20 protein-coding genes are annotated in these 18584 nt (G+C 62.3%); 12 read left to right on the top strand and 8 right to left on the bottom strand.

Features of this window, described 5'->3' with window-relative positions; genetic code table 11:
• The first annotated feature begins 47 nt into the window (after positions 1 to 47).
• The 4 genes from AC1DLT_RS12370 to AC1DLT_RS12355 all read left to right on the top strand — a co-directional run bounded on the left by AC1DLT_RS12370 (position 48) and on the right by AC1DLT_RS12355 (position 1669).
• On the top strand, positions 48 to 503 hold the full coding sequence (locus AC1DLT_RS12370; RefSeq protein WP_477486898.1) for a GFA family protein: 456 nt from the start codon (positions 48 to 50) through the stop codon (positions 501 to 503).
• A gap of 61 nt (positions 504 to 564) precedes the next feature.
• Positions 565 to 819: a type II toxin-antitoxin system ParD family antitoxin gene (locus tag AC1DLT_RS12365; protein ID WP_038544398.1), complete on the top strand. Its 255-nt coding sequence runs from the start codon at positions 565 to 567 to the stop codon at positions 817 to 819.
• 3 nt (positions 820 to 822) lie between these two features.
• Positions 823 to 1125, top strand: coding sequence for a type II toxin-antitoxin system RelE/ParE family toxin (locus AC1DLT_RS12360; RefSeq protein ID WP_038544399.1), 303 nt, complete (start codon positions 823 to 825; stop codon positions 1123 to 1125).
• A gap of 115 nt (positions 1126 to 1240) precedes the next feature.
• Entirely contained in the window at positions 1241 to 1669 is a 429-nt protein-coding gene (locus AC1DLT_RS12355) for a VOC family protein (protein WP_477486897.1), read from the top strand.
• Positions 1670 to 1723: 54 nt separating this feature from the next.
• Here AC1DLT_RS12355 and AC1DLT_RS12350 read toward each other — a convergent pair whose 3' ends face one another.
• From AC1DLT_RS12350 to AC1DLT_RS12335, 4 genes are all read right to left on the bottom strand, one after another.
• On the bottom strand, positions 1724 to 3022 hold the full coding sequence (locus tag AC1DLT_RS12350) for a D-alanyl-D-alanine carboxypeptidase (RefSeq protein ID WP_477486896.1): 1299 nt from the start codon (positions 3020 to 3022) through the stop codon (positions 1724 to 1726).
• A 111-nt stretch (positions 3023 to 3133) separates the two neighbouring features.
• Positions 3134 to 4627, bottom strand: a complete 1494-nt coding sequence (glpK, locus tag AC1DLT_RS12345; RefSeq protein WP_247137157.1) for a glycerol kinase GlpK — start codon at positions 4625 to 4627, stop codon at positions 3134 to 3136.
• A 116-nt stretch (positions 4628 to 4743) separates the two neighbouring features.
• Positions 4744 to 5199, bottom strand: coding sequence for a hypothetical protein (locus AC1DLT_RS12340; RefSeq protein WP_038544406.1), 456 nt, complete (start codon positions 5197 to 5199; stop codon positions 4744 to 4746).
• 48 nt (positions 5200 to 5247) lie between these two features.
• Entirely contained in the window at positions 5248 to 5595 is a 348-nt protein-coding gene (locus AC1DLT_RS12335) for a YidB family protein (protein WP_477486895.1), read from the bottom strand.
• A gap of 273 nt (positions 5596 to 5868) precedes the next feature.
• Here AC1DLT_RS12335 and AC1DLT_RS12330 point away from each other — a divergent pair, with 273 nt between their 5' ends.
• The 4 genes from AC1DLT_RS12330 (at position 5869) to xdhC (ending at position 11815) form a co-directional block, all read left to right on the top strand.
• Positions 5869 to 6645, top strand: a complete 777-nt coding sequence (locus AC1DLT_RS12330; RefSeq protein ID WP_477486894.1) for a 3-hydroxybutyrate dehydrogenase — start codon at positions 5869 to 5871, stop codon at positions 6643 to 6645.
• A gap of 71 nt (positions 6646 to 6716) precedes the next feature.
• A complete protein-coding gene (gene xdhA / locus AC1DLT_RS12325; RefSeq protein ID WP_477486893.1) occupies positions 6717 to 8189 on the top strand; it encodes a xanthine dehydrogenase small subunit in 1473 nt (490 codons plus the stop codon).
• A 253-nt stretch (positions 8190 to 8442) separates the two neighbouring features.
• Positions 8443 to 10779: a xanthine dehydrogenase molybdopterin binding subunit gene (xdhB, locus tag AC1DLT_RS12320; protein WP_477486892.1), complete on the top strand. Its 2337-nt coding sequence runs from the start codon at positions 8443 to 8445 to the stop codon at positions 10777 to 10779.
• A 202-nt stretch (positions 10780 to 10981) separates the two neighbouring features.
• Positions 10982 to 11815 carry a xanthine dehydrogenase accessory protein XdhC gene (xdhC, locus tag AC1DLT_RS12315; RefSeq protein ID WP_477486891.1) on the top strand — a complete coding sequence of 278 codons (834 nt, stop codon included), beginning with the start codon at positions 10982 to 10984 and terminating at the stop codon, positions 11813 to 11815.
• Here xdhC and AC1DLT_RS12310 read toward each other — a convergent pair.
• The gene (locus tag AC1DLT_RS12310; protein WP_477486890.1) at positions 11789 to 12022 is read right to left on the bottom strand and encodes a hypothetical protein; all 234 of its coding nucleotides are present in this window, start codon (positions 12020 to 12022) and stop codon (positions 11789 to 11791) included. The genes xdhC and AC1DLT_RS12310 overlap by 27 nt on opposite strands.
• Positions 12023 to 12132: 110 nt before the next feature.
• Here AC1DLT_RS12310 and AC1DLT_RS12305 point away from each other — a divergent pair, with 110 nt between their 5' ends.
• Positions 12133 to 13065, top strand: coding sequence for a LysR substrate-binding domain-containing protein (locus tag AC1DLT_RS12305; protein ID WP_477486889.1), 933 nt, complete (start codon positions 12133 to 12135; stop codon positions 13063 to 13065).
• Positions 13066 to 13108: 43 nt separating this feature from the next.
• On the opposite strand, the gene AC1DLT_RS12300 is transcribed toward AC1DLT_RS12305, so the two are convergent.
• The gene (locus AC1DLT_RS12300; RefSeq protein ID WP_477486888.1) at positions 13109 to 13336 is read right to left on the bottom strand and encodes a hypothetical protein; all 228 of its coding nucleotides are present in this window, start codon (positions 13334 to 13336) and stop codon (positions 13109 to 13111) included.
• Positions 13337 to 13452: 116 nt separating this feature from the next.
• Here AC1DLT_RS12300 and AC1DLT_RS12295 point away from each other — a divergent pair, with 116 nt between their 5' ends.
• On the top strand, positions 13453 to 14349 hold the full coding sequence (locus AC1DLT_RS12295) for a LysR substrate-binding domain-containing protein (RefSeq protein ID WP_038544428.1): 897 nt from the start codon (positions 13453 to 13455) through the stop codon (positions 14347 to 14349).
• An 87-nt stretch (positions 14350 to 14436) separates the two neighbouring features.
• Here the strand turns inward: AC1DLT_RS12295 and AC1DLT_RS12290 are convergent, their stop codons facing one another.
• On the bottom strand, positions 14437 to 14796 hold the full coding sequence (locus tag AC1DLT_RS12290; protein WP_038544430.1) for a hypothetical protein: 360 nt from the start codon (positions 14794 to 14796) through the stop codon (positions 14437 to 14439).
• 304 nt (positions 14797 to 15100) lie between these two features.
• Between AC1DLT_RS12290 and puuD the strand changes: the two genes are divergently transcribed.
• The gene (gene puuD / locus AC1DLT_RS12285) at positions 15101 to 16327 is read left to right on the top strand and encodes a urate hydroxylase PuuD (protein ID WP_477486887.1); all 1227 of its coding nucleotides are present in this window, start codon (positions 15101 to 15103) and stop codon (positions 16325 to 16327) included.
• Positions 16324 to 17652, top strand: coding sequence for a guanine deaminase (gene guaD, locus AC1DLT_RS12280; RefSeq protein ID WP_477486886.1), 1329 nt, complete (start codon positions 16324 to 16326; stop codon positions 17650 to 17652). Before puuD ends, guaD begins: the two co-directional genes overlap by 4 nt.
• On the opposite strand, the gene AC1DLT_RS12275 is transcribed toward guaD, so the two are convergent.
• Entirely contained in the window at positions 17649 to 18506 is an 858-nt protein-coding gene (locus AC1DLT_RS12275; RefSeq protein ID WP_477486885.1) for a LysR family transcriptional regulator, read from the bottom strand. The genes guaD and AC1DLT_RS12275 overlap by 4 nt on opposite strands.
• Positions 18507 to 18584: the final 78 nt, after the last annotated feature.

Below are 18584 nucleotides of genomic sequence, written 5' to 3'. Positions count from 1 at the left end.
CAAATGCCGTAGCCGCCCCGTTGCGTTGACAAAATGGAGATACAAACATGCCCAAACCCACTCTTCCCATGGAAGGCGGATGCCGCTGCGGGCAGGTGCGGCTAAAAATCAGCGCGCCGCCGATCCTGACCATGGCCTGCCATTGCACCGGCTGCCAGAAGATGAGCGCCAGCGCCTTTTCGCTGTCTGCCGCGATCCCGTCCGAAGGGTTCGAGGTGACGCAAGGTGCGCCGGTGATCGGCGGCCTGCATGGCGACGACGCCCACCACTATCACTGCCCGCATTGCAAGAGCTGGATGTTTACGAGGCCGGTCGGCATGGACTGGTTCGTCAACCTCCGCCCGACCATGCTCGACGACCCGCAATGGTTCGTGCCCTTCATCGAGACCTATACGTCCGAAAAGCTGCCCTGGGCGACGACACCGGCCGTGCATTCCTACGAAACCTTCCCGCCGATGGAGGACTATGAGGGCCTGGTGAAGGAATTTGCGGGACGGGTTTGAAGTTCGAAATCGCTTGTAAAAATCCCTGACTGCTTTCATCATTGGAGGGAAGGAGCTGTCGATGGACATCCATGTTTCGCTGACGGACGATCTGGCCGAGTTTGTCAAATCCAAGGTCGAATCGGGACACTATCGCTCTTCGAGCGAAGTCGTCGAGGAGGCCTTGCGCCTGCTGGAGGAACAGGACCACGCAGCCGATAATCTGACGCGCCTGAAAATAGCGTGGAGCGAAGGTGTCGAGAGCGGCGATTATCGCCCTCTGGATTTGAAAGCGATCAAGGCCGAAGGCCGCAGCAGACGTGCGGGCAAGCCTTGATCCATGGCCAAGATGGTCGTTTATTCCAGCCGGGCTCGTGACGACATGTTGGACATCTGGTCCTGGATCGCCGACAAAAGCGGAGTGGCCATGGCCGATGCGGTTGCCGAGCGCCTGGAGGCCCGCATATCGCGATTATCGGATCATCCCGAGATGGGACCGGGGCGGCCCGATATTGCGCAATCCGCCCGCATGCTTCTGGTGGAAAGGTGGCTCGCCCTCTACGCGATCGCCGACGACACGGTTCGCGTTGTCCGCATCGTCGATGGTGCCGCCGATCTTCGGCGGGTCAAATGGGACACCTAACTCCATCCGGCGAAACTGCGTAAAAAAATCGCCGCCCCATGTCGGCGTCTCCTTCTCTCGTTCGTCCTTGTATTGTCCGGCATGGACGAGAACGACCCGAACAGGAGGGAAAATCATGGATACGAGTGCCCAGACGAACGACAATCAGGTAGCTTCGCCCGTCCGCGGCGGCGTGGTCGCCTATCTTCAGCTCGACGGGGCGATGAAGGCTGCCGAATATTACAAAAACGCCCTCGGCGCGGAGATCGAATCCTTTCATCCGGTGGATGACCAGGGCCATACGATGCACATCCATCTCTATATCAACGGCAGTTCGGTGATGCTCGGCGACCCCTATCCGGATTACGGCCACCCGCTCGAAAAGCCGCAGGCCTTCACCATGATGCTGCCAGTCGACGACATCGATTTCTGGTGGAAACGCGCCGTCGACGCCGGCATGACGGTGGAGACCGAGCTGCAGGTGATGTTCTGGGGCGACCGCTACGGCCAGGTCCGCGACCCCTTCGGCGTCGCCTGGGCGATGAACGCGCCGGTCAAGGGCTGAGATCCGTCGGGGAAGCAACGCGCCGCCGGTGATCCGGCGGCGCGTTTTATCCGTTTATCGTACCACGAAACAGGTGATCGCCTTGGCCTGCAGGACCGAGCAGGCGCGCGTGGCGGCATCGCCGTCGGCAAAACCGACGAAGCGAGCGCGGAAGATTTCCTTGCCGCTATCGGCATAACTTTCGACGCTCGGCGCGACGCGGCCATACCCTTGGGTGAGCAGCGGCATTGCCTTTTCGAGCAGCGCGGATGCCTGGTCGCGGCTGGCGGCGGCGGCGATCTGGATGCGCCAGAGCGACCCGACCGGCTGCGGGGACGTCATTGTCTGAGACGACGCCATCCGGGATGGGGCCGTCGGGACTGGCGCGGTCTGGACTGGCGTGGTCTGGGGAACGGCGTTCGGAGGCGCGGCATAGAGATTGGCGAGCGCGGTCTTGGGCGCAACGCCAAGCGCGATCTCCTTGCGCGGCGAAGGCGTCGCGAAGGCGAGCGGCGCGGTGTCTTCGGCCGGCCGCTTCTGCGCTTGGAATGCCACGAGACCGCCGGGTGCCGCAGTGTTGCCAGGCACGTAGCGGTCGAGCAGCGCTGCCATCTGGTCGTCGCGCTTGCGGGCGCTCTTGCCGCCCATGACGACGCCGATCACCCGGCGGCCGTCGATATTGACGGCGCTGGCGATATTGTAGCCGGAAGCGTTGATAAAGCCGGTCTTGACGCCGTCCATGCCGGGATAGCGATACATCAGGTTGTTGTGGCCGCGCAGGCGCTTGCCGCGGAACTCCATGTTCTTCAAAGAAAAGAGCTGATATTCCTTGGGAAAGTCGCGGATCAGCGCCAGCGCCAGCTGGGCCATGTCGCGCGCCGTCGTCACCTGTTCGTCGTCCGGCAGGCCGGACGCATTGCGGAACACGGTGCGGCTCATGCCGAGCGCCCGCGCCTTCTTGGTCATCATCACCCCGAAACGGTCTTCCGAGCCGCCGAGATAATCACCCATCGTCGCGGCGGCATCATTGGCGGAGCGCACGACCATGCCAAGCACGGCCTCGCGTACTGTGATCGTTCGACCCGCCAGCACGCCGAGCTTGGAGGGAATTTTCGACGCCGCATTCGGCGTCACGACGATATCCTGGTCCCACTTGAGGCGGCCCTCGCGCAGCGCCTCGAAGGTCATGTAGAGCGTCATCATCTTGGTAAGCGATGCCGGGTGGTTGATCTCGTCGGCATTTTCCGACGCCAGAACCTTGCCGCTCTTCGCGTCATAGATGAAGTGGGAATAACCGGCCTCTGCCGAACGGCTGATGGCCAGAGAGGCGCCAAGCACCAACAGGAATGCCAAAATCTGCGGAATTCGATACATGCCTACCCTCTTACCGTCCTCAATGAGGATAAGGCAACGAACATGGTGCGAAAATGACGCGTTTCGCATTTGATTCTAATTCTCGATAAATGGTTAATTGAAAATAAGTACTTACGCATTTGTTAATGTTCTCCTGACGGCATCCTTCCAGCCGCGGATTTTCGCAGAACGGGTCTTTTCATCCATCTGCGGCTCGAATCGCCGCTGCCGCGCCCAGCTTTTTGCGAAGGCTTTTTGGTCCGGCCAGACGCCCGCCTTGGAGCCGGCGAGCCAGGCGGCTCCAAGCGCCGTCGTCTCCAGAATGGTCGGCCGGTCGACCGGCGCGTCGATCAGATCCGAGAGCCGCTGCATCGTCCAGTCCGACGCAACCATCCCGCCATCGACGCGCAGGACCGTGCTGCCGTTGGCATTGCGCCAGTCCTTCTGCATCGCGTCGTAGAGGTCGCGGGTCTGGTAGCAGACCGCCTCCAACGCGGCGCGGGAGATTTCCGCAGGACCGGTCGCACGCGTCAGGCCGAACATGGCGCCGCGCGCTTCCGCATCCCAATAGGGCGCGCCGAGGCCGGTAAAGGCGGGTACCAGGTAGACTTCCTGTTGAGGATCAGCTTCTTGCGCCAACTCCCCGGATTGGGAAGCTCTTTCGATGATGCCGAGCCCGTCGCGCAGCCATTGCACGGCAGCGCCGGCGATGAAGATCGAGCCTTCCAGCGCATAGGTCGTTTCGCCATTCAGGCGATAGGCGATGGTGGTGAGCAGCCGGTTCTTGGAGCGCACCATGTCGGCGCCGGTATTCAGCACCGCGAAGCAGCCGGTGCCGTAGGTGGATTTCATCATGCCCGGCTCGAAACAGGCCTGGCCGATGACCGCCGCCTGCTGGTCGCCGGCGACGCCGAGGATCGGGATCGCCGCACCGAACAGGCTTTCGTCGGTGATGCCGAATTCGTCGGCGCAATCCTTGACCTCCGGTAGCATGGCGGCCGGGATGCGCAGGATTTCGAGGAGGTCCTCGTCCCAATGGTTATCGGCGATGTTGTAGATCAGCGTGCGCGAGGCATTGGTCGCATCGGTGACGAAGCTTTTTCCACCGGTCAGGCGCCAGATCAGGAAGGTGTCGATCGTGCCGAAGCAGAGTTCGCCCTTGGCCGCCCTCGCCCGCGCACCCTTCACGTTGGCGAGCATCCAGGAAAGCTTGGTGCCTGAAAAATAGGGGTCGAGCAGCAGGCCGGTGCGGCGGGTGAACAGCTTTTCGAGGTCCTGGCGTTTCAGCTTTTCGCAATAGCTGGCGGTGCGGCGGTCCTGCCAGACGATGGCATTGTGGATCGGTTTGCCGCTCTCGCGCTCCCAGACGACGACCGTCTCGCGCTGGTTGGTGATGCCGATCGCGGCAATCTCGGAGGCCTTCAGCTTGGCTTCCTTCAGAGCCTGCTTGATCGCCCAGAGCACGGTTTCCCAGATCTCTTCCGGATCATGCTCGACCCAGCCGGATTTCGGGAAGATCTGGGTGAATTCCTTCTGGCCGATGCCGGCAATCCGCATGTCGCCGTCGAACACGATCGCCCGCGTCGATGTCGTCCCCTGATCGATCGCCAGAACATAACCACCCAATGCCGTCCCTCCCAGTTCATGCAATGCTTTGGAACTGGTTTGAACAGAAACGGCAAAAGCCTGTCAAACGGAAAAGGAAGGGCGCGACGCGCCTTTCCCTGTCCGTCGGCATCCAATCAGCCTGCAGCCTTGAGTGCCGTGTTGCACAGGCTCCAGTAACCGCCGCCCTTCTGGATCCATTTCAGATCGTTGAGCGTGCCGGCATCCTTGTTGGCATGGTAGGCGTCGACGCAGGTGTGCAGACGTCCCTTGGCAGGCGTCTCGGTTGCGTATTTCTTGTCTACCGCCTTGGGGAACTTGGTGCCCTTCGGAGCAACCATGGTCGGCTTTTCCGGCTCCTTCTCGGCGGTTTTTGCGACTTCGTCCTCGTCGGCCTTGTCCGCGACGGCGGCTTCAGCGCCGCAGAACTTGGCGCGGTAGTCGTTCCACTTCATCGTGGCGGCGGAGCCGTCAGCCTTTGCGGCCTGATATTTCGTGCTGCACTCCTTCATCGTCAGCGCACTGGCGGGCGATGAGAATGTCAGGGCAGCAAGGATCGTACCGGCAGCAGCAAGAATCAATTTCCCAGACATGATCTTTCCTACATTTCTGATTTAAGGAGAAAGTTTACGGAGCCCCCGTCAGGACGGGAGAACCCCGTTCGGGCTCGCCTTGTCGACTGCCGTCGGCAAGTGATCTGCAAGAAGCTGGGGCAGTTGATCGACATTGATGCCGAAGGCATTTGCCAGGCCGCGCACCTGCTCGAAAGAAAGCGCCGACCTGATCTGGTCGGCGGAAACCGGAATATTGGAGCCGGTACCGATCCACGAAGACACCTGCTCGCCAAGCCCCGCCTGGTTGAGCTGGGCAATGATCCCGTTGAAGCCGCCGGCATTTTGAAAGATGTTTTCGGCGACCGCCAGTATATTGACCGGCTTGCCGCCCAGGGCATCGCTGATCACGCTCCCAAGACCATCAAACAGTCCCATGTGACCCTCCCAGGTCTTTCGCTACGCCTTCCGGAACTCATAGCAGTTCGAAGTTTTGGTGTCATCACCAATGTGCCTTGTCCGGCGCGCTACTCCGGCGGTGTTCAGCCTGCTGCGCCACCGCCATCCATGGTCGGCAACGGCCAGCATCCCCCCGACGACCAGGATCGGCGATCCCGATTGCCATCGCACGGAATTTGGGCATAACCTGCCCGGATCGTCGCGGCGCAACAGAACGCCGCCCGGAAGGCTGGATCGCAGGGAGATTTGGGCATGAGCAGAACCGTCGTCGTCACCGGCTCCACGAGCGGCATCGGGCTCGGTGTTGCAAAGGCATTTGCGGCCGAGGGCGCCAATGTGGTGATCAACGGTTTCGGACCGGCTGACGCGATCGAGGCTACCCGCCGCGAACTCGATGCGCTTGGGCCCGGCACGGTGCTTTATCACGGCGCCGACATGACCAGGCCCGCCGAGATCGAGGACCTGATCGCCACCGCGGTCAAGTCCTTCGGCACGGTCGACGTCCTCGTCAACAATGCCGGCATTCAGCACGTCGCGAAGATCGAGGAATTCCCGCCGGAAAAGTGGGATCAGCTGATCGCCATCCTGCTGACCTCGGCCTTCCACGCGATGCGCCATAGCATTCCCTTGATGAAGGCGACCGGCAAGGGTCGCATCATCAACGTGGCGTCGGCCCACGCGCTGGTCGCCTCGCCGTTCAAATCCGCCTATGTGGCTGCCAAACATGGTATTTTAGGACTAACCAAAACAGCGGCCTTGGAACTTGCGGAATTCGGTATTACCGTGAATGCGATATGCCCGGGCTATGTGCTGACGCCGCTGGTCGAAAGGCAGATCCCCGATACCGCCCGCGAGCGCGGTATTTCGGAAGCCGAGGTGAAGAGCGAAGTGATGCTGAGGCTGCAGGCGACCAAGGAATTCGTGGCGATCGACGAGGTCGCGCAGGCCGCGATCTATCTCGCGAGCGATGCGGCGAAGAGCATTACCGGCACGCATATCTCGATAGACGGCGGCTGGACCGCCCAATAACTGAACAAAGCAGTAACCGGACCGACCGGTAACGGAATACAAGAGCCGGCAACGGCGGACGAAGGAGAGACATGAGCGAAGCCATCCGCTTCATCGTGAATGGAGAAGAGATAACCCTTGGAGATTTTGGTCCGACGGAAACCCTTCTCGATTATCTTCGCCTGAGGCGGCGGCTGACAGGTACCAAGGAAGGCTGTGCGGAAGGCGACTGCGGCGCCTGCACGGTGCTGATCGGGCGGTTGACGGAACACGGCCTGCGCTACGAAAGCGTCAATGCCTGCATCCGGTTCCTAGGCTCCCTGCACGGCACGCATGTGGTGACCGTCGAGCACCTGGCCGGCCGTGACGGCGCGCTGCATCCGGTGCAGCAGGCGATGGTCGATTTCCACGGCTCGCAATGCGGCTTCTGCACTCCCGGCTTCATCATGTCCCTTTACGGCCTGTGGCTCTCCAACGGCACGCCGACACGCGCCGATATCGAAAGCGCGCTGCAGGGCAATCTCTGTCGCTGCACCGGCTATGAGCCGATCGTCAAGGCGGCCGAACACATCTCCGTCAATCGGCCGAGTTCGCTCTTCGATCCGCTGGAGCGCGACCGTATCCAGATCATGGCGAAACTCTGGGGCATCCATTCGGGCAACGACACGATCACCATCACCAAGGATGGCGCCCGCTCGATCGTGCCGGCCTCCGTCGCCGCCTTTGCCGATATCCTCGCCGACGAACCCGAGGCGACGATCGTCGCCGGGGCGACCGATGTCGGCCTGTGGGTCACCAAGCAGATGCGGCTCCTCGACCCGGTTATCTTCATCAACCACCTGACCGAACTGCAGTCGATAAGCGCGGACGAGACCGGCATCACTATCGGCGCCGGCGTCAGTTACACCCAGGCTTTCGACGTACTGTCTGACGAAATCCCCTCGCTTGGCCGGCTGATCGACCGGATCGGCGGCCAACAGGTGCGCAACATGGGTACGATCGGCGGCAATATCGCCAACGGCTCGCCGATCGGCGACACTCCGCCGCCTCTGATCGCGCTCGGTGCCGAGTTGACGCTGCGCTCCCATTCCGGCCGCCGCACGATCGCGCTCGAGGATTATTTCCTGAGCTACGGCAAGCAGGACCGGCTGCCGACCGAATTCGTCGAGAAGGTTTTCGTCCCCCGCCCGGCCGAGGGCAGCCATTTCGCCGTCTACAAGATTTCCAAGCGCCGCGATGAGGACATCTCGGCGCTCTGCGGCGCCTTCCATCTCGTGCTTGATGCCGACGGCAAGGTCGAGACCATCCGCATCGCCTTCGGCGGCATGGCCGCGACCCCGAAACGGGCGAAACACGTCGAGGACGCACTCCTCGGCGAGGTCTGGAGCTGGGGTGCCATCTCGGCCGTGCGCGACGCGTTCGAGCAGGACTACCAGCCCCTCACCGACTGGCGGGCGAGCGCGGAATACCGCAGCCTCACCGCTCGCAACCTGCTCACCCGCTTCTTCCTGGAAACCGCCGGAGCGCCTGCGGAACTCCGCAGGTTCGAGCTGGAGGAGGTGTGATGGTGGGTAGAGCAATGAACACCTTCTCTGGCCTGACGCCCGACATGCATGCGGAAACGAGACGGCTCGGCACACTCCCTATGATCTCCCCCCTTGAGGGGGAGATGTCACCGAAGGTGACAGAGGGGGGTAGCGACCTCTCGGCGCGTCAAACCGCACCCGTAGCATTCCGGGCCACCCCCCTCTGCCCTGCCGGGCATCTCCCCCTCAAGGGGGGAGATCGGTATGCCGCAACGGTCGGAGGCCTCCTCTGATGGACAAGACCACGTTTAACACCAAACCGATCATCAACGGCCGCATGCATGTGTCGCTGAAACATGATTCGGCACATAAGCACGTCACCGGAACCGCCGAATATATCGACGATATTCCCGAACCCTCGGGTACCCTGCACGGCGGCCTCGGGCTTGCCGACCGGGCGCATGCGGAAATCGTCTCGGTCGATCTTTCAGCGGTCAAGAGCGCACCCGGCGTCGTCTGGGTGATCACCGCGGAGGACATTCCGGGCTTCAACGACGTAGCCTCGACCGGCCAGCACGACGAACCGCTGCTTGCGACCACCAACGTGCAGTTCCACGGCCAGATCATCTTCGCGGTTATCGCCGAGACCCGCGACCAGGCCCGCCGTGCCGCAAAGCTCGCAAAGATCGAATATCGCGACCTGCCGCACTGGACCGATATCGACAGCGCCCGCGAAAACGACGCGCCTTATGTCATCGACCCGATGACGCTGAAGCGCGGCGAGCCGGAAACCGAGATCGATAAAGCACCCCTGCGGGTCCAGAACCACATGTATATCGGCGGTCAGGAGCACTTTTACCTGGAGAGCCACATCGCACTCGCCATCCCTGGCGAGGACGACGAGGTGATCGTCTGGTCCTCCACCCAGCATCCGAGCGAGGTGCAGCACATGGTGGCGCACGTGCTCGGCGTCGCCAACAACGCGGTGACCGTCCAGACCCGGCGCATGGGCGGCGGTTTCGGCGGCAAGGAAACGCAGGGCAACCAGTTCGCGGCGCTCGCGGCAATCGCCGCCAAGAAGCTGAAGCGGGCGGTGAAGTTCCGGCCCGACCGCGACGAGGATATGTCGATCACCGGCAAGCGGCACGATTTCCGCGTCGACTACGACGTCGCCTTCGATGAGGAAGGCCGCATCCACGCGGTCGATGCGATCTATGCGGCGCGCTGCGGTTTTTCCGCCGACCTCTCCGGCCCGGTCACCGACCGCGCCCTCTTCCATGCGGATTCCAGCTATTTCTACCCGCATGTGCGCCTGACCTCACAGCCGCTGAAGACCCATACGGTCTCCAACACCGCCTTCCGCGGTTTCGGCGGGCCGCAGGGCATGCTCGGCGGCGAACGGATCATCGAGGAGATCGCCTATGCGGTCGGCAAGGACCCGCTCGAGATCCGCAAGCTGAACTTTTACGGCCAGCGCGGTTCGAACCGGACGATGACGCCCTATCATCAGGACGTCGAGGACAACATCATCGCGAGGATTGTCGACGAACTGGAAACCTCGTCGGACTATCAGGCCCGCCGGCAGGCGATCCTGGAGTTCAACTCGCACAGCCCGGTGATCCGCAAGGGCATCGCCCTGACACCGGTGAAGTTCGGCATCTCGTTCACCATGACCGCCTACAACCAGGCGGGCGCGCTAGTGCATATCTACAATGACGGTTCGATCCACCTGAACCACGGCGGCACCGAAATGGGCCAGGGCCTCTATACCAAGGTGGCGCAGGTGGTGGCCGATACGTTCCAGGTCGATATCGACCGGGTGAAGATCACCGCGACGACGACCGGCAAGGTGCCGAACACCTCGGCGACCGCCGCCTCGTCCGGCACCGACCTCAACGGCATGGCCGCTTATGATGCCGCCCGCCAGATCAAGGAACGGTTGATCGATTTCGCCATGCGCCAATGGAAGGTCGGCCGCGACAAGGTCGAGTTCCTGCCGAACCGGCTGCGGATCGGCGGCGAGATCATACCCTTCGACACGTTCATCCGGGCCGCCTATTACGACCGCGTGCAATTGTCGGCCGCCGGTTTCTACAAGACGCCGCGCATCCACTGGGACCGCAAGGCGGGCCGCGGCCGGCCGTTCTACTACTTCGCCTATGGCGCCGCGGTGTCGGAAGTCTCGATCGATACCCTGACCGGCGAATACATGGTCGAGCGCACCGACATCCTCCACGACGTCGGCAAGTCGCTGAACCCCGCGATCGACATCGGCCAGGTGGAAGGCGCTTTCGTGCAGGGCATGGGCTGGCTGACCACCGAGGAACTCTGGTGGGACGACAAAGGCCGGCTGCGCACCCACGCGCCCTCCACCTACAAGATCCCGCTTGCCTCCGACCGGCCGAAGATTTTTAACGTGCAACTCGCCGAATGGGCGGAAAATGCCGAACCGACCATCGGCCGCTCCAAGGCCGTCGGCGAGCCGCCCTTCATGCTGGCGATCTCGGTGCTCGAAGCCCTGTCGATGGCGGTAGCGAGTGTGGCAGATTATTCCGCCTGCCCGAGACTCGACGCGCCGGCGACGCCGGAACGGGTGCTGATGGCGGTCGAGCGGCTGAAGGCGATGTGATGGCTGCGGCCGCGGCATACCCCCCTCTGCCCTGCCGGGCATCTCCCCCACAAGGGGGGAGATTGGATGTGGCCAACTCCCACTCCCTCTCAAAGGGACGGGCTTACGTCGCGGACAAGGCTGAGACTGGGGCGGGACAGCACGTCCTGCCGATCTCCCCCCTTGTGGGGGAGATGTCCGGCAGGACAGAGGGGGGTGCCTAATGCGCGACCTTACCCTTGCTGGCTTCATCACCACCCATCCAAAATCTGTCCTCGTCGAAATCCGCGAGGCCAAGGGCTCCACGCCCCGCGAAGCCGGCACCTTCATGCTTGTCGCCGATAAGGCGATCTGGGGGACGATCGGCGGGGGGCAGTTCGAATATATGGCGATCGACAATGCCCGGGCGATGCTGGCTGGCGGCGGCGAGGCGGTGATGGACATTCCGCTCGGACCGGAGATCGGCCAGTGCTGCGGCGGCCATACCCGGCTTGCGTTCCGGCCGCTGACACCTGAACTCGCCGAGATGCTGGAAAGGCGCCTGCGCGACGAGGAGGACGACCGGCCGGCAGTGACGCTGTTCGGATCGGGCCATGTGGGCCAGGCGCTTGCAAGGGCGCTGGTTCCCCTGCCCTTCGCGGTGACCGTCGTCGAAACCCGTGCCGAGGCGCTGGAGGATCTGCCGGCCGAAACGGAAAAACACCTGACCGCCATGCCGGAAGCGTTTGTGGACAAGATCCCGGCTGGCGGCGCGGCGATCATCCTCACCCACGACCATGCGCTGGATTTCCTGATCGCCCAGCGCGCGTTGGCACGCGCCGATCTTGCCTATGTCGGCATGATCGGCTCGCGAACCAAACGTGCCACCTTCGCCAACTGGCTGAAGCGCGAGGGCGGCGGTGATGGCTTGCTCTCCCGCCTCGTGCTGCCGATCGGCGGCACGGTGGTCAGGGACAAGCGCCCGGCCGTGATCGCAGCACTTGTCGCGGCCGAACTGCTGGAAATCTATGCCGCCCGGCAGGCACAGACCTCAAAGCGGCAGATCCCGACCGCCTGAGCGCCGTTTTCCGTCCCAGAATGCCGCCTCGCGGCTTTGCGGCCCGGCTTCCGGGAGCGCGACATCGCCGCGCAGATCATCCGGCAGCTCCGGGATGCTCAGGCCCGAGGGCTGCAGGAGCCTGCGGAAAAAGCAGCGAAGCTGCCGCCAGGCGGACAGCGGGCGGGAGGATTTCAAAGGCAAGGCATGGGCGTTTGCGGACGGCATGGTTGCTCCACATCGACAAGAATGGCTTGATTGGTTGCGACCATGAATGGAGCCGATTGCCGGGAAATTCCAATTCAAATACAGTCGGTCGCGATCAAGAGAACTTATCGATGAAATTATCACGCCGGTTTCCGCTGAATGCACTTCGGGTCTTCGAGGCCGTCGCGCGCCTGGAAAATTTCACCCGCGCCGCGGAAGAACTCGGCATGACCCAGACGGCGGTGACCTATCAGATCAAGCTCTTGGAGGATTTTCTCGGCGACACCGTTTTCCTGCGCCGCCCACGGGCACTGAAACTCACCGAAGCGGGTGAAAAGCTGCTTCCGAAGGTGGCGGAGGCTTTCACGCTGCTGACCGAGGCGGTGCAATCGACGCGGAACGGCATCGAGGAAACGCTGGAAATCCATTCGCCGCCATCGTTTGCCGCGCAATGGCTGTCGCCGCATCTCCACATTTTCAAGGCCCTGCACCCGCAAATCGAGGTCCGCCTGCTGCGCCAGCTGGATAACAACGACCACCGCCATAGCTCGGCCGATATCACGATCTGTATCAGCGCCCGGCCATCCGACGGGTTGATCAGCCATCCTCTCTTTCGGCTCAACTATGCGCCCATGCTGTCTCCGCGACTGGCGGAAAGCGTGGGTGGCATACGGCAGCCTTCCGATCTTTTGAAACTACCCTGGATTACCGACACCCGTGACGGGTGGCACGAATGGTTCGAGGCGGCCCACATCGACCCGCATCAGATCCGGCACACCAGCCTCAACGCCCTTGGCGCGCTCGATCTGGAGGCAAGGGCTGCGATATCCGGCCATGGCGTGGCGATGCTGAGCCCCTTCCTCTTTCAGGAAGATCTGGCATCCGGCCGCCTCCTGCAGCCCTTCGATATCTGCGTCGGCGAGGGCAAGACCTATTGGCTGTGTTACGCGCCGGCGCGGCGAAGTGCGGCGAAGGTCACGGCCTTTGCGACCTGGATCCAGGCGGCGCTCGCCGATGACCTTGCGGCCATAGGCACGAATCGCAGCGAGGCGGCCGCTCAATAGGGGCAGCCCGTCAAGCAGACCAGCCCTCCCGCCAACTGCGCAATCAAAAGCTCCGATGCGAATAGAGAAGCCTCGCTGCACGGAAGGCGCCTTCGTCCCGGGGGTCGCGCTTATCGCGGCCGTCGAGCAGGCCGAGATCGCGTTGCCAGGATTGCGGCATTTCCTCGAGGTCGAGACTGTTGCGGCGAACAGCCAGGCGGCGGCGAATGGCGGCGGCGATGCCGAGCTTCGGGAAAAACTGCTCGAACGGCCGGTTGAGGATCGAAACCATCTCTTGCCTCCAACGGGATACCCCGTTTTCATTTGATCTTTCGGAGGGTAGATTGCGCGCCAAAGCGTCGGTTATCCAATCGAATTACCGTCTGCACGGATCAAGAGATCTTATCCATGAAGATGTCGAAACAGTTTCCGCTGAATGCGCTTCGGGTGTTCGAGGCCGCCGCGCGGCTGATGAGCTTCACCCGGGCCGGAGAGGAGCTCGGCCTGACCCAGACGGCCGTGAGCTACCAGATCAAGCTGCTCGAGGACACCATCGGTGAACAGCTCTTCCTGCGCCGGCCCCGGCAGGTTTCGTTGACGGAGGCAGGCGAGCGGCTGGCGCCGAGGATCGCGGAAGCCTTCGCGATCATGGGCGATGCGCTTTCGACTCTGCACGACGCATCGGAGGGCACGCTGATCATCCATTCGACGGCGACCTTCGCCTCGCGCTGGCTGGCGCGCCATCTCGGCACCTTCCAGCTCGAAAATCCCGGCATTGCCGTCAGGCTGGAGACATCGCAGGAGATGATCGATTTTTCGCGCTCCCAGGCGGACATCGCGATCCGCAGCGGCAAGGGCGAATGGCCGGGCTTGCGCCGGCATTTTCTGATGCGAAATCATTTCACGCCGATGCTGAGCCCGGATCTGGCCGCCACGATCGGCGGCGTAAAGACGCCTGAAGACATCCTGAAGCTCAGGATCATCGATCCCGGCGATCCATGGTGGCCGTTCTGGTTTGCCGCAGCCGGGGTGCCGGATGTCGACCTCAGCGGCCGGCCGGTGAGCAGAATGGGCGCGCAGGCCTTCGAAGCCGCCGCCGCGATCGCCAGCCAGGGGGTCGGAATTCTGCAGCCGGAATTTTATGCGGACGACATCGCGCTCGGGCGGCTGGTCCAGCCATTCGACATCCTCGGCTATGACAAGAGCGACTATTGGCTGGTCTATCCGGAGGCTCGCAGGAATTCCAAGAAAATCCGTGCCTTCCGCGACTTCATGCGGAAAACCATGCCGACATTCAGGGACTAGGGTCAGGACCCTTCAGTCGGTTTTCTATCCGCCGCTTTGCTGGACGGAAAACCGGCTGGACATGTTACTTCTGGCCGCTGGCGGCCTCTAGTAGCTCATATCCGGCGCGTAGAAGCAGCGCAGCGTATCTTCGGTCGGATAGAGACAGAGATGGTATTCCTCGTCCTGGCTTCTCCTCGCCTGGCTCTGCGGCAGTTTGAAATCATGCGGGCGCGTGATCAGCCGATGATCGCCCGGACCCAGAATGATCTCGTAGCCGCCATCGATGATCTTGACGTTCTTGGTCGCGATCATCTGGCAGTCGCCTGTATGGTTGTCGCCGTTGCAGCAGAAACCGTCATATTTCCAGGTCACGCCGGTCGAACTGTGCGCCTCGTGGGCACTGGCCGAACCGATCTGGATGCAGGACGCGTACGCAATCATCACACCTGTCAGAATACCACGCATGAGCTTAGTCTCCGTTGATGAATGCCCCCATCACCGGCTCGAACCGCACGCATTACCAAGCTTTCGCCGGCTGACTTGCAACTGTCACAATACGTGAGTCGATCTGACCAATTAACCCTTACTTATCGCGATGCACAATTAAGAACATTCTACTATTGCCAATCCGGGGATCGCGCGAAGGGAACTCGAAGCTGCCGGTCCCGGTTCCGTGGCGGAACAAAAAGTGTTCGCCGCAGCGCCCTCTTCCCTTGGCCAGGTTTTTTCCCCAAAGTGACGAGTCGGGGGGCAAAAAGGGGAAGTCTGAATGTATGAATATGCCGTCGCCTGGGAATGGCTGAGTTTCGCCGCCCGCTGGTTCCATGTCATCACGGCGATCGCCTGGATCGGCTCGTCGTTCTATTTCATCGCGCTCGATCTGGGGCTGACGAAGCGCCCGAACATGCCCGCCGGCGTCTATGGCGAGGAATGGCAGGTGCATGGCGGCGGTTTCTACCACGTCCAGAAATACCTGGTGGCGCCGGCACAGATGCCCGAACACCTGACCTGGTTCAAATACGAGAGCTATTTCACCTGGCTCTCCGGTTTCCTGATGCTCTGCATCGTCTATTACGGCGGCGCCGACCTGTTCCTGATCGATCGCACGGTGATGGCTCTCGCCCCCTGGCAGGCAATCCTGTTGTCGCTCGCATCGCTGTCGATCGGCTGGATCATCTACGACCTGCTCTGCAAGTCACCGCTCGGAAAGAACACCTGGGGGCTGATGGTGCTGCTCTTCCTGGTGCTGATCGCCATGGCCTGGGGGTATACGCAGATATTCTCCGGCCGCGCCGCCTTCCTGCATCTCGGCGCGTTCACCGCGACGATCATGTCCGCCAACGTCTTCTTCATCATCATCCCCAACCAGAAGATCGTCGTCGCCGACCTGATCGCGGCGCGCACGCCCGACCCGAAATACGGCATGATCGCCAAGCAGCGTTCGCTGCACAACAACTACCTGACGCTGCCCGTCATCTTCTTCATGCTCTCCAACCACTATCCGCTGGCGTTTGCGACCCATTTCAACTGGGTGATCGCCGCACTCGTCTTCCTGATGGGCGTGACGATCAGGCACTGGTTCAACACCACCCACGCCCGCAAGGGCAAGCCGACCTGGACCTGGCTGGTGACGGTTCTGCTCTTCATCGTCATCATGTGGCTCTCGACCGTGCCGAAGGTTCTGACCGGCGAGACCGAGACCTCGATGACCCCGGTCGCCCAGAAATTCGCGGCCAATGCCCATTTCGGTGCAGCGAGGGATGTCGTGCAGGCGCGCTGTTCCATGTGCCACGCGGCTGAACCCGTTTATGAAGGCGTCAATTTCACCCCGAAATCCGTCAGACTGGAGACTGACGCAGAGATTGCCGCCCACGCGCGGGAGATCTATATCCAGGCGGGCCGCAGTCACGCCATGCCGCCCGGCAATGTCACCGCCATCTCGCCGGACGAACGCCGGCTGCTGACGGCCTGGTACGAAAGCACGATATCCCAATGACCCAGATGCTGATCCGCGGACGGCTGCTCTCCTTCAAGCGCGCTCCGCACTCGCTGACCGACACGGACAGTTACGCCTATGAGAGCGACGGCGCGCTGCTGATCGACGGGAACACGATTTCGGTTGCCGGCAGCTACGGAACGGTCAAGGCGATTGCGCCGGAGGGCGTCGAGGAGATCGACCACCGCCCGCATCTGATCCTGCCCGGCTTCATCGACATGCATCTGCATTTCCCGCAGATGCAGGTGATCGCCTCCTACGCCGCCAATCTGCTCGAATGGCTGAACACCTACACCTTCCCGGAGGAATGCCGGTTCGTCGAAAGCGAGCATGCGGCCCGCATCGCCACACATTTCTACGACGAATTACTGCGCCACGGCACCACCACGGCGGTCGCCTACTGCTCCGTGCACAAGACTTCGGCCGATGCCTTCTTTGCCGAAGCCCTGAAGCGCGGCATGTGCATGGTCGGCGGCAAGGTGATGATGGACCGCAACGCCCCGCAGGGTCTGCTCGACACGCCGCAGATGGGTTATGACGAAACCCGCGGGGTAATTGCCGACTGGCACGGCAAGGGCCGCTGCCACGTCGCCATCACCCCGCGCTTCGCGATCACGTCGACGCCCGCCCAGATGAAGGCTGCCCAGGCGCTGGCGCAGGAGTTTCCCGACCTGCATATCCAGACGCACCTTTCCGAAAACCACGAGGAGATCCGCTATACGGGCGAGCTTTATCCGGACGCCAGGGACTATACCGACATCTACGCCCATTACGGCCTTCTCGGGCCCAAGACCTTGCTCGGCCACGCGATCCATCTTTCCGACCGCGAAGCCGATATGTTGTCGGAGGCAGGCGCCGTCGCCGTCCACTGCCCGACCTCCAACCTCTTCCTCGGTTCCGGCCTGTTCCCGGTGAAATCGCTGATGCGGCGGGAAAAACCGGTCAGGGTGGCGGTCGCCACCGATATCGGCGGCGGATCGAGCTATTCGATGCTGAGGACCCTGGACGAGGCCTACAAGATCCAGCAACTCCTCGGCGAGCGTCTGAACCCGCTTGAAAGCTTCTACCTGATGACCAGAGGCAATGCCGAGGCGCTGTCGATGGCGGAACGTATCGGCACCCTGGAGCCCGGCACCGATGCCGACCTCGTGGTGCTGAACGCCGCCTCGACGCCGGCCATGCGGCTACGGATGGAAACGGTGAAGACGCTGGGGGAAGAACTCTTCCTTCTTCAGACCATGGGCGACGACCGCGCCGTGGTCGAGACCTATGTGGCGGGCAAGGCAATGAAGAGCGAGCTCGACGTAAGCCAGGTCAGGACCTAGCCGCCCGCCTTCCGCCGAGCGCCCTCCTTGATCGCGTCCATGACAGCGCGGACAATCGGCACGTCGCGGATATCCGAATGGACGACGAGCCAGATGTCGCGCGTCACGGGTTCGTCCTCCACCAGCGCGACGGCGAGCCCGTCGCCGGCGCTGACGAAGAAATCGGGCAGGATGGCGACCCCGCCGCCCGCCCGGGCCATTGCGCGCTGGAATTCCAGCGTCGAGGCCCTCAGGCCGACACGCCGTCCTCTCGCGATATCGAGAAGCCGCCGATGCTGCGGCGAAGTCTCCATGTCCTCGCCGTAAGCGATAAAGCTCCATTCCTCTTGTGGCGTCTCGGCAAGGTAGGACGGCGACGCATAGAAATCGAACCGAACGCTGCCGATCCGCGTGACTGTAAGATCCCCCTGTTCGGGACGGGCCAGACGCACCGCAATGTCCGCCTCTCGACGGTTGAGGGAAGCGTAGCGCTTTTCGCCGGCAACGACGATCTCGATCTCGGGGTGACGTCGGCGAAGCTTAGCGATTGGCTCCGGCAACAGCAGGTCCGAAAGGGCCGGAGGTGCGCTGATGCGCACCGTGCCGGCCAGCCGATCCTGTTTGAGCCTCGCCTGATCGGTGGCGAGAGCCTGTTCCTCCATCCGCCGTGCCAGTTCGGCAATGCGTTCGCCCTCGATAGTCAGTGTGACCTTCCGGCCGCGGCGATCGACCAATCTTGCCTGCAACTGCTCCTCCAGAAGCGCCACGCGGCGGCTGACGGTCGCGTGTTCCACGCCGAGTATCCGGGCGGCGCCGAGCAACGTTCCGCTGTCCGAGAGCGCCAGAAAGTAACGGAGGTTTTCCCAGTCGACCATTGTCAAATTTTTCCCATCGATTGTCCATGAATAGGGAATTTTCAAACAATAAGCAAAGGCCCATCCTGACCCCGCCTC

It is taken from the genome of Neorhizobium sp. 05N33 (genome assembly GCF_056397445.1).
Note: the sequence above shows the minus strand (reverse complement) of the source record. Positions and strands in the feature narration are given on the sequence as shown.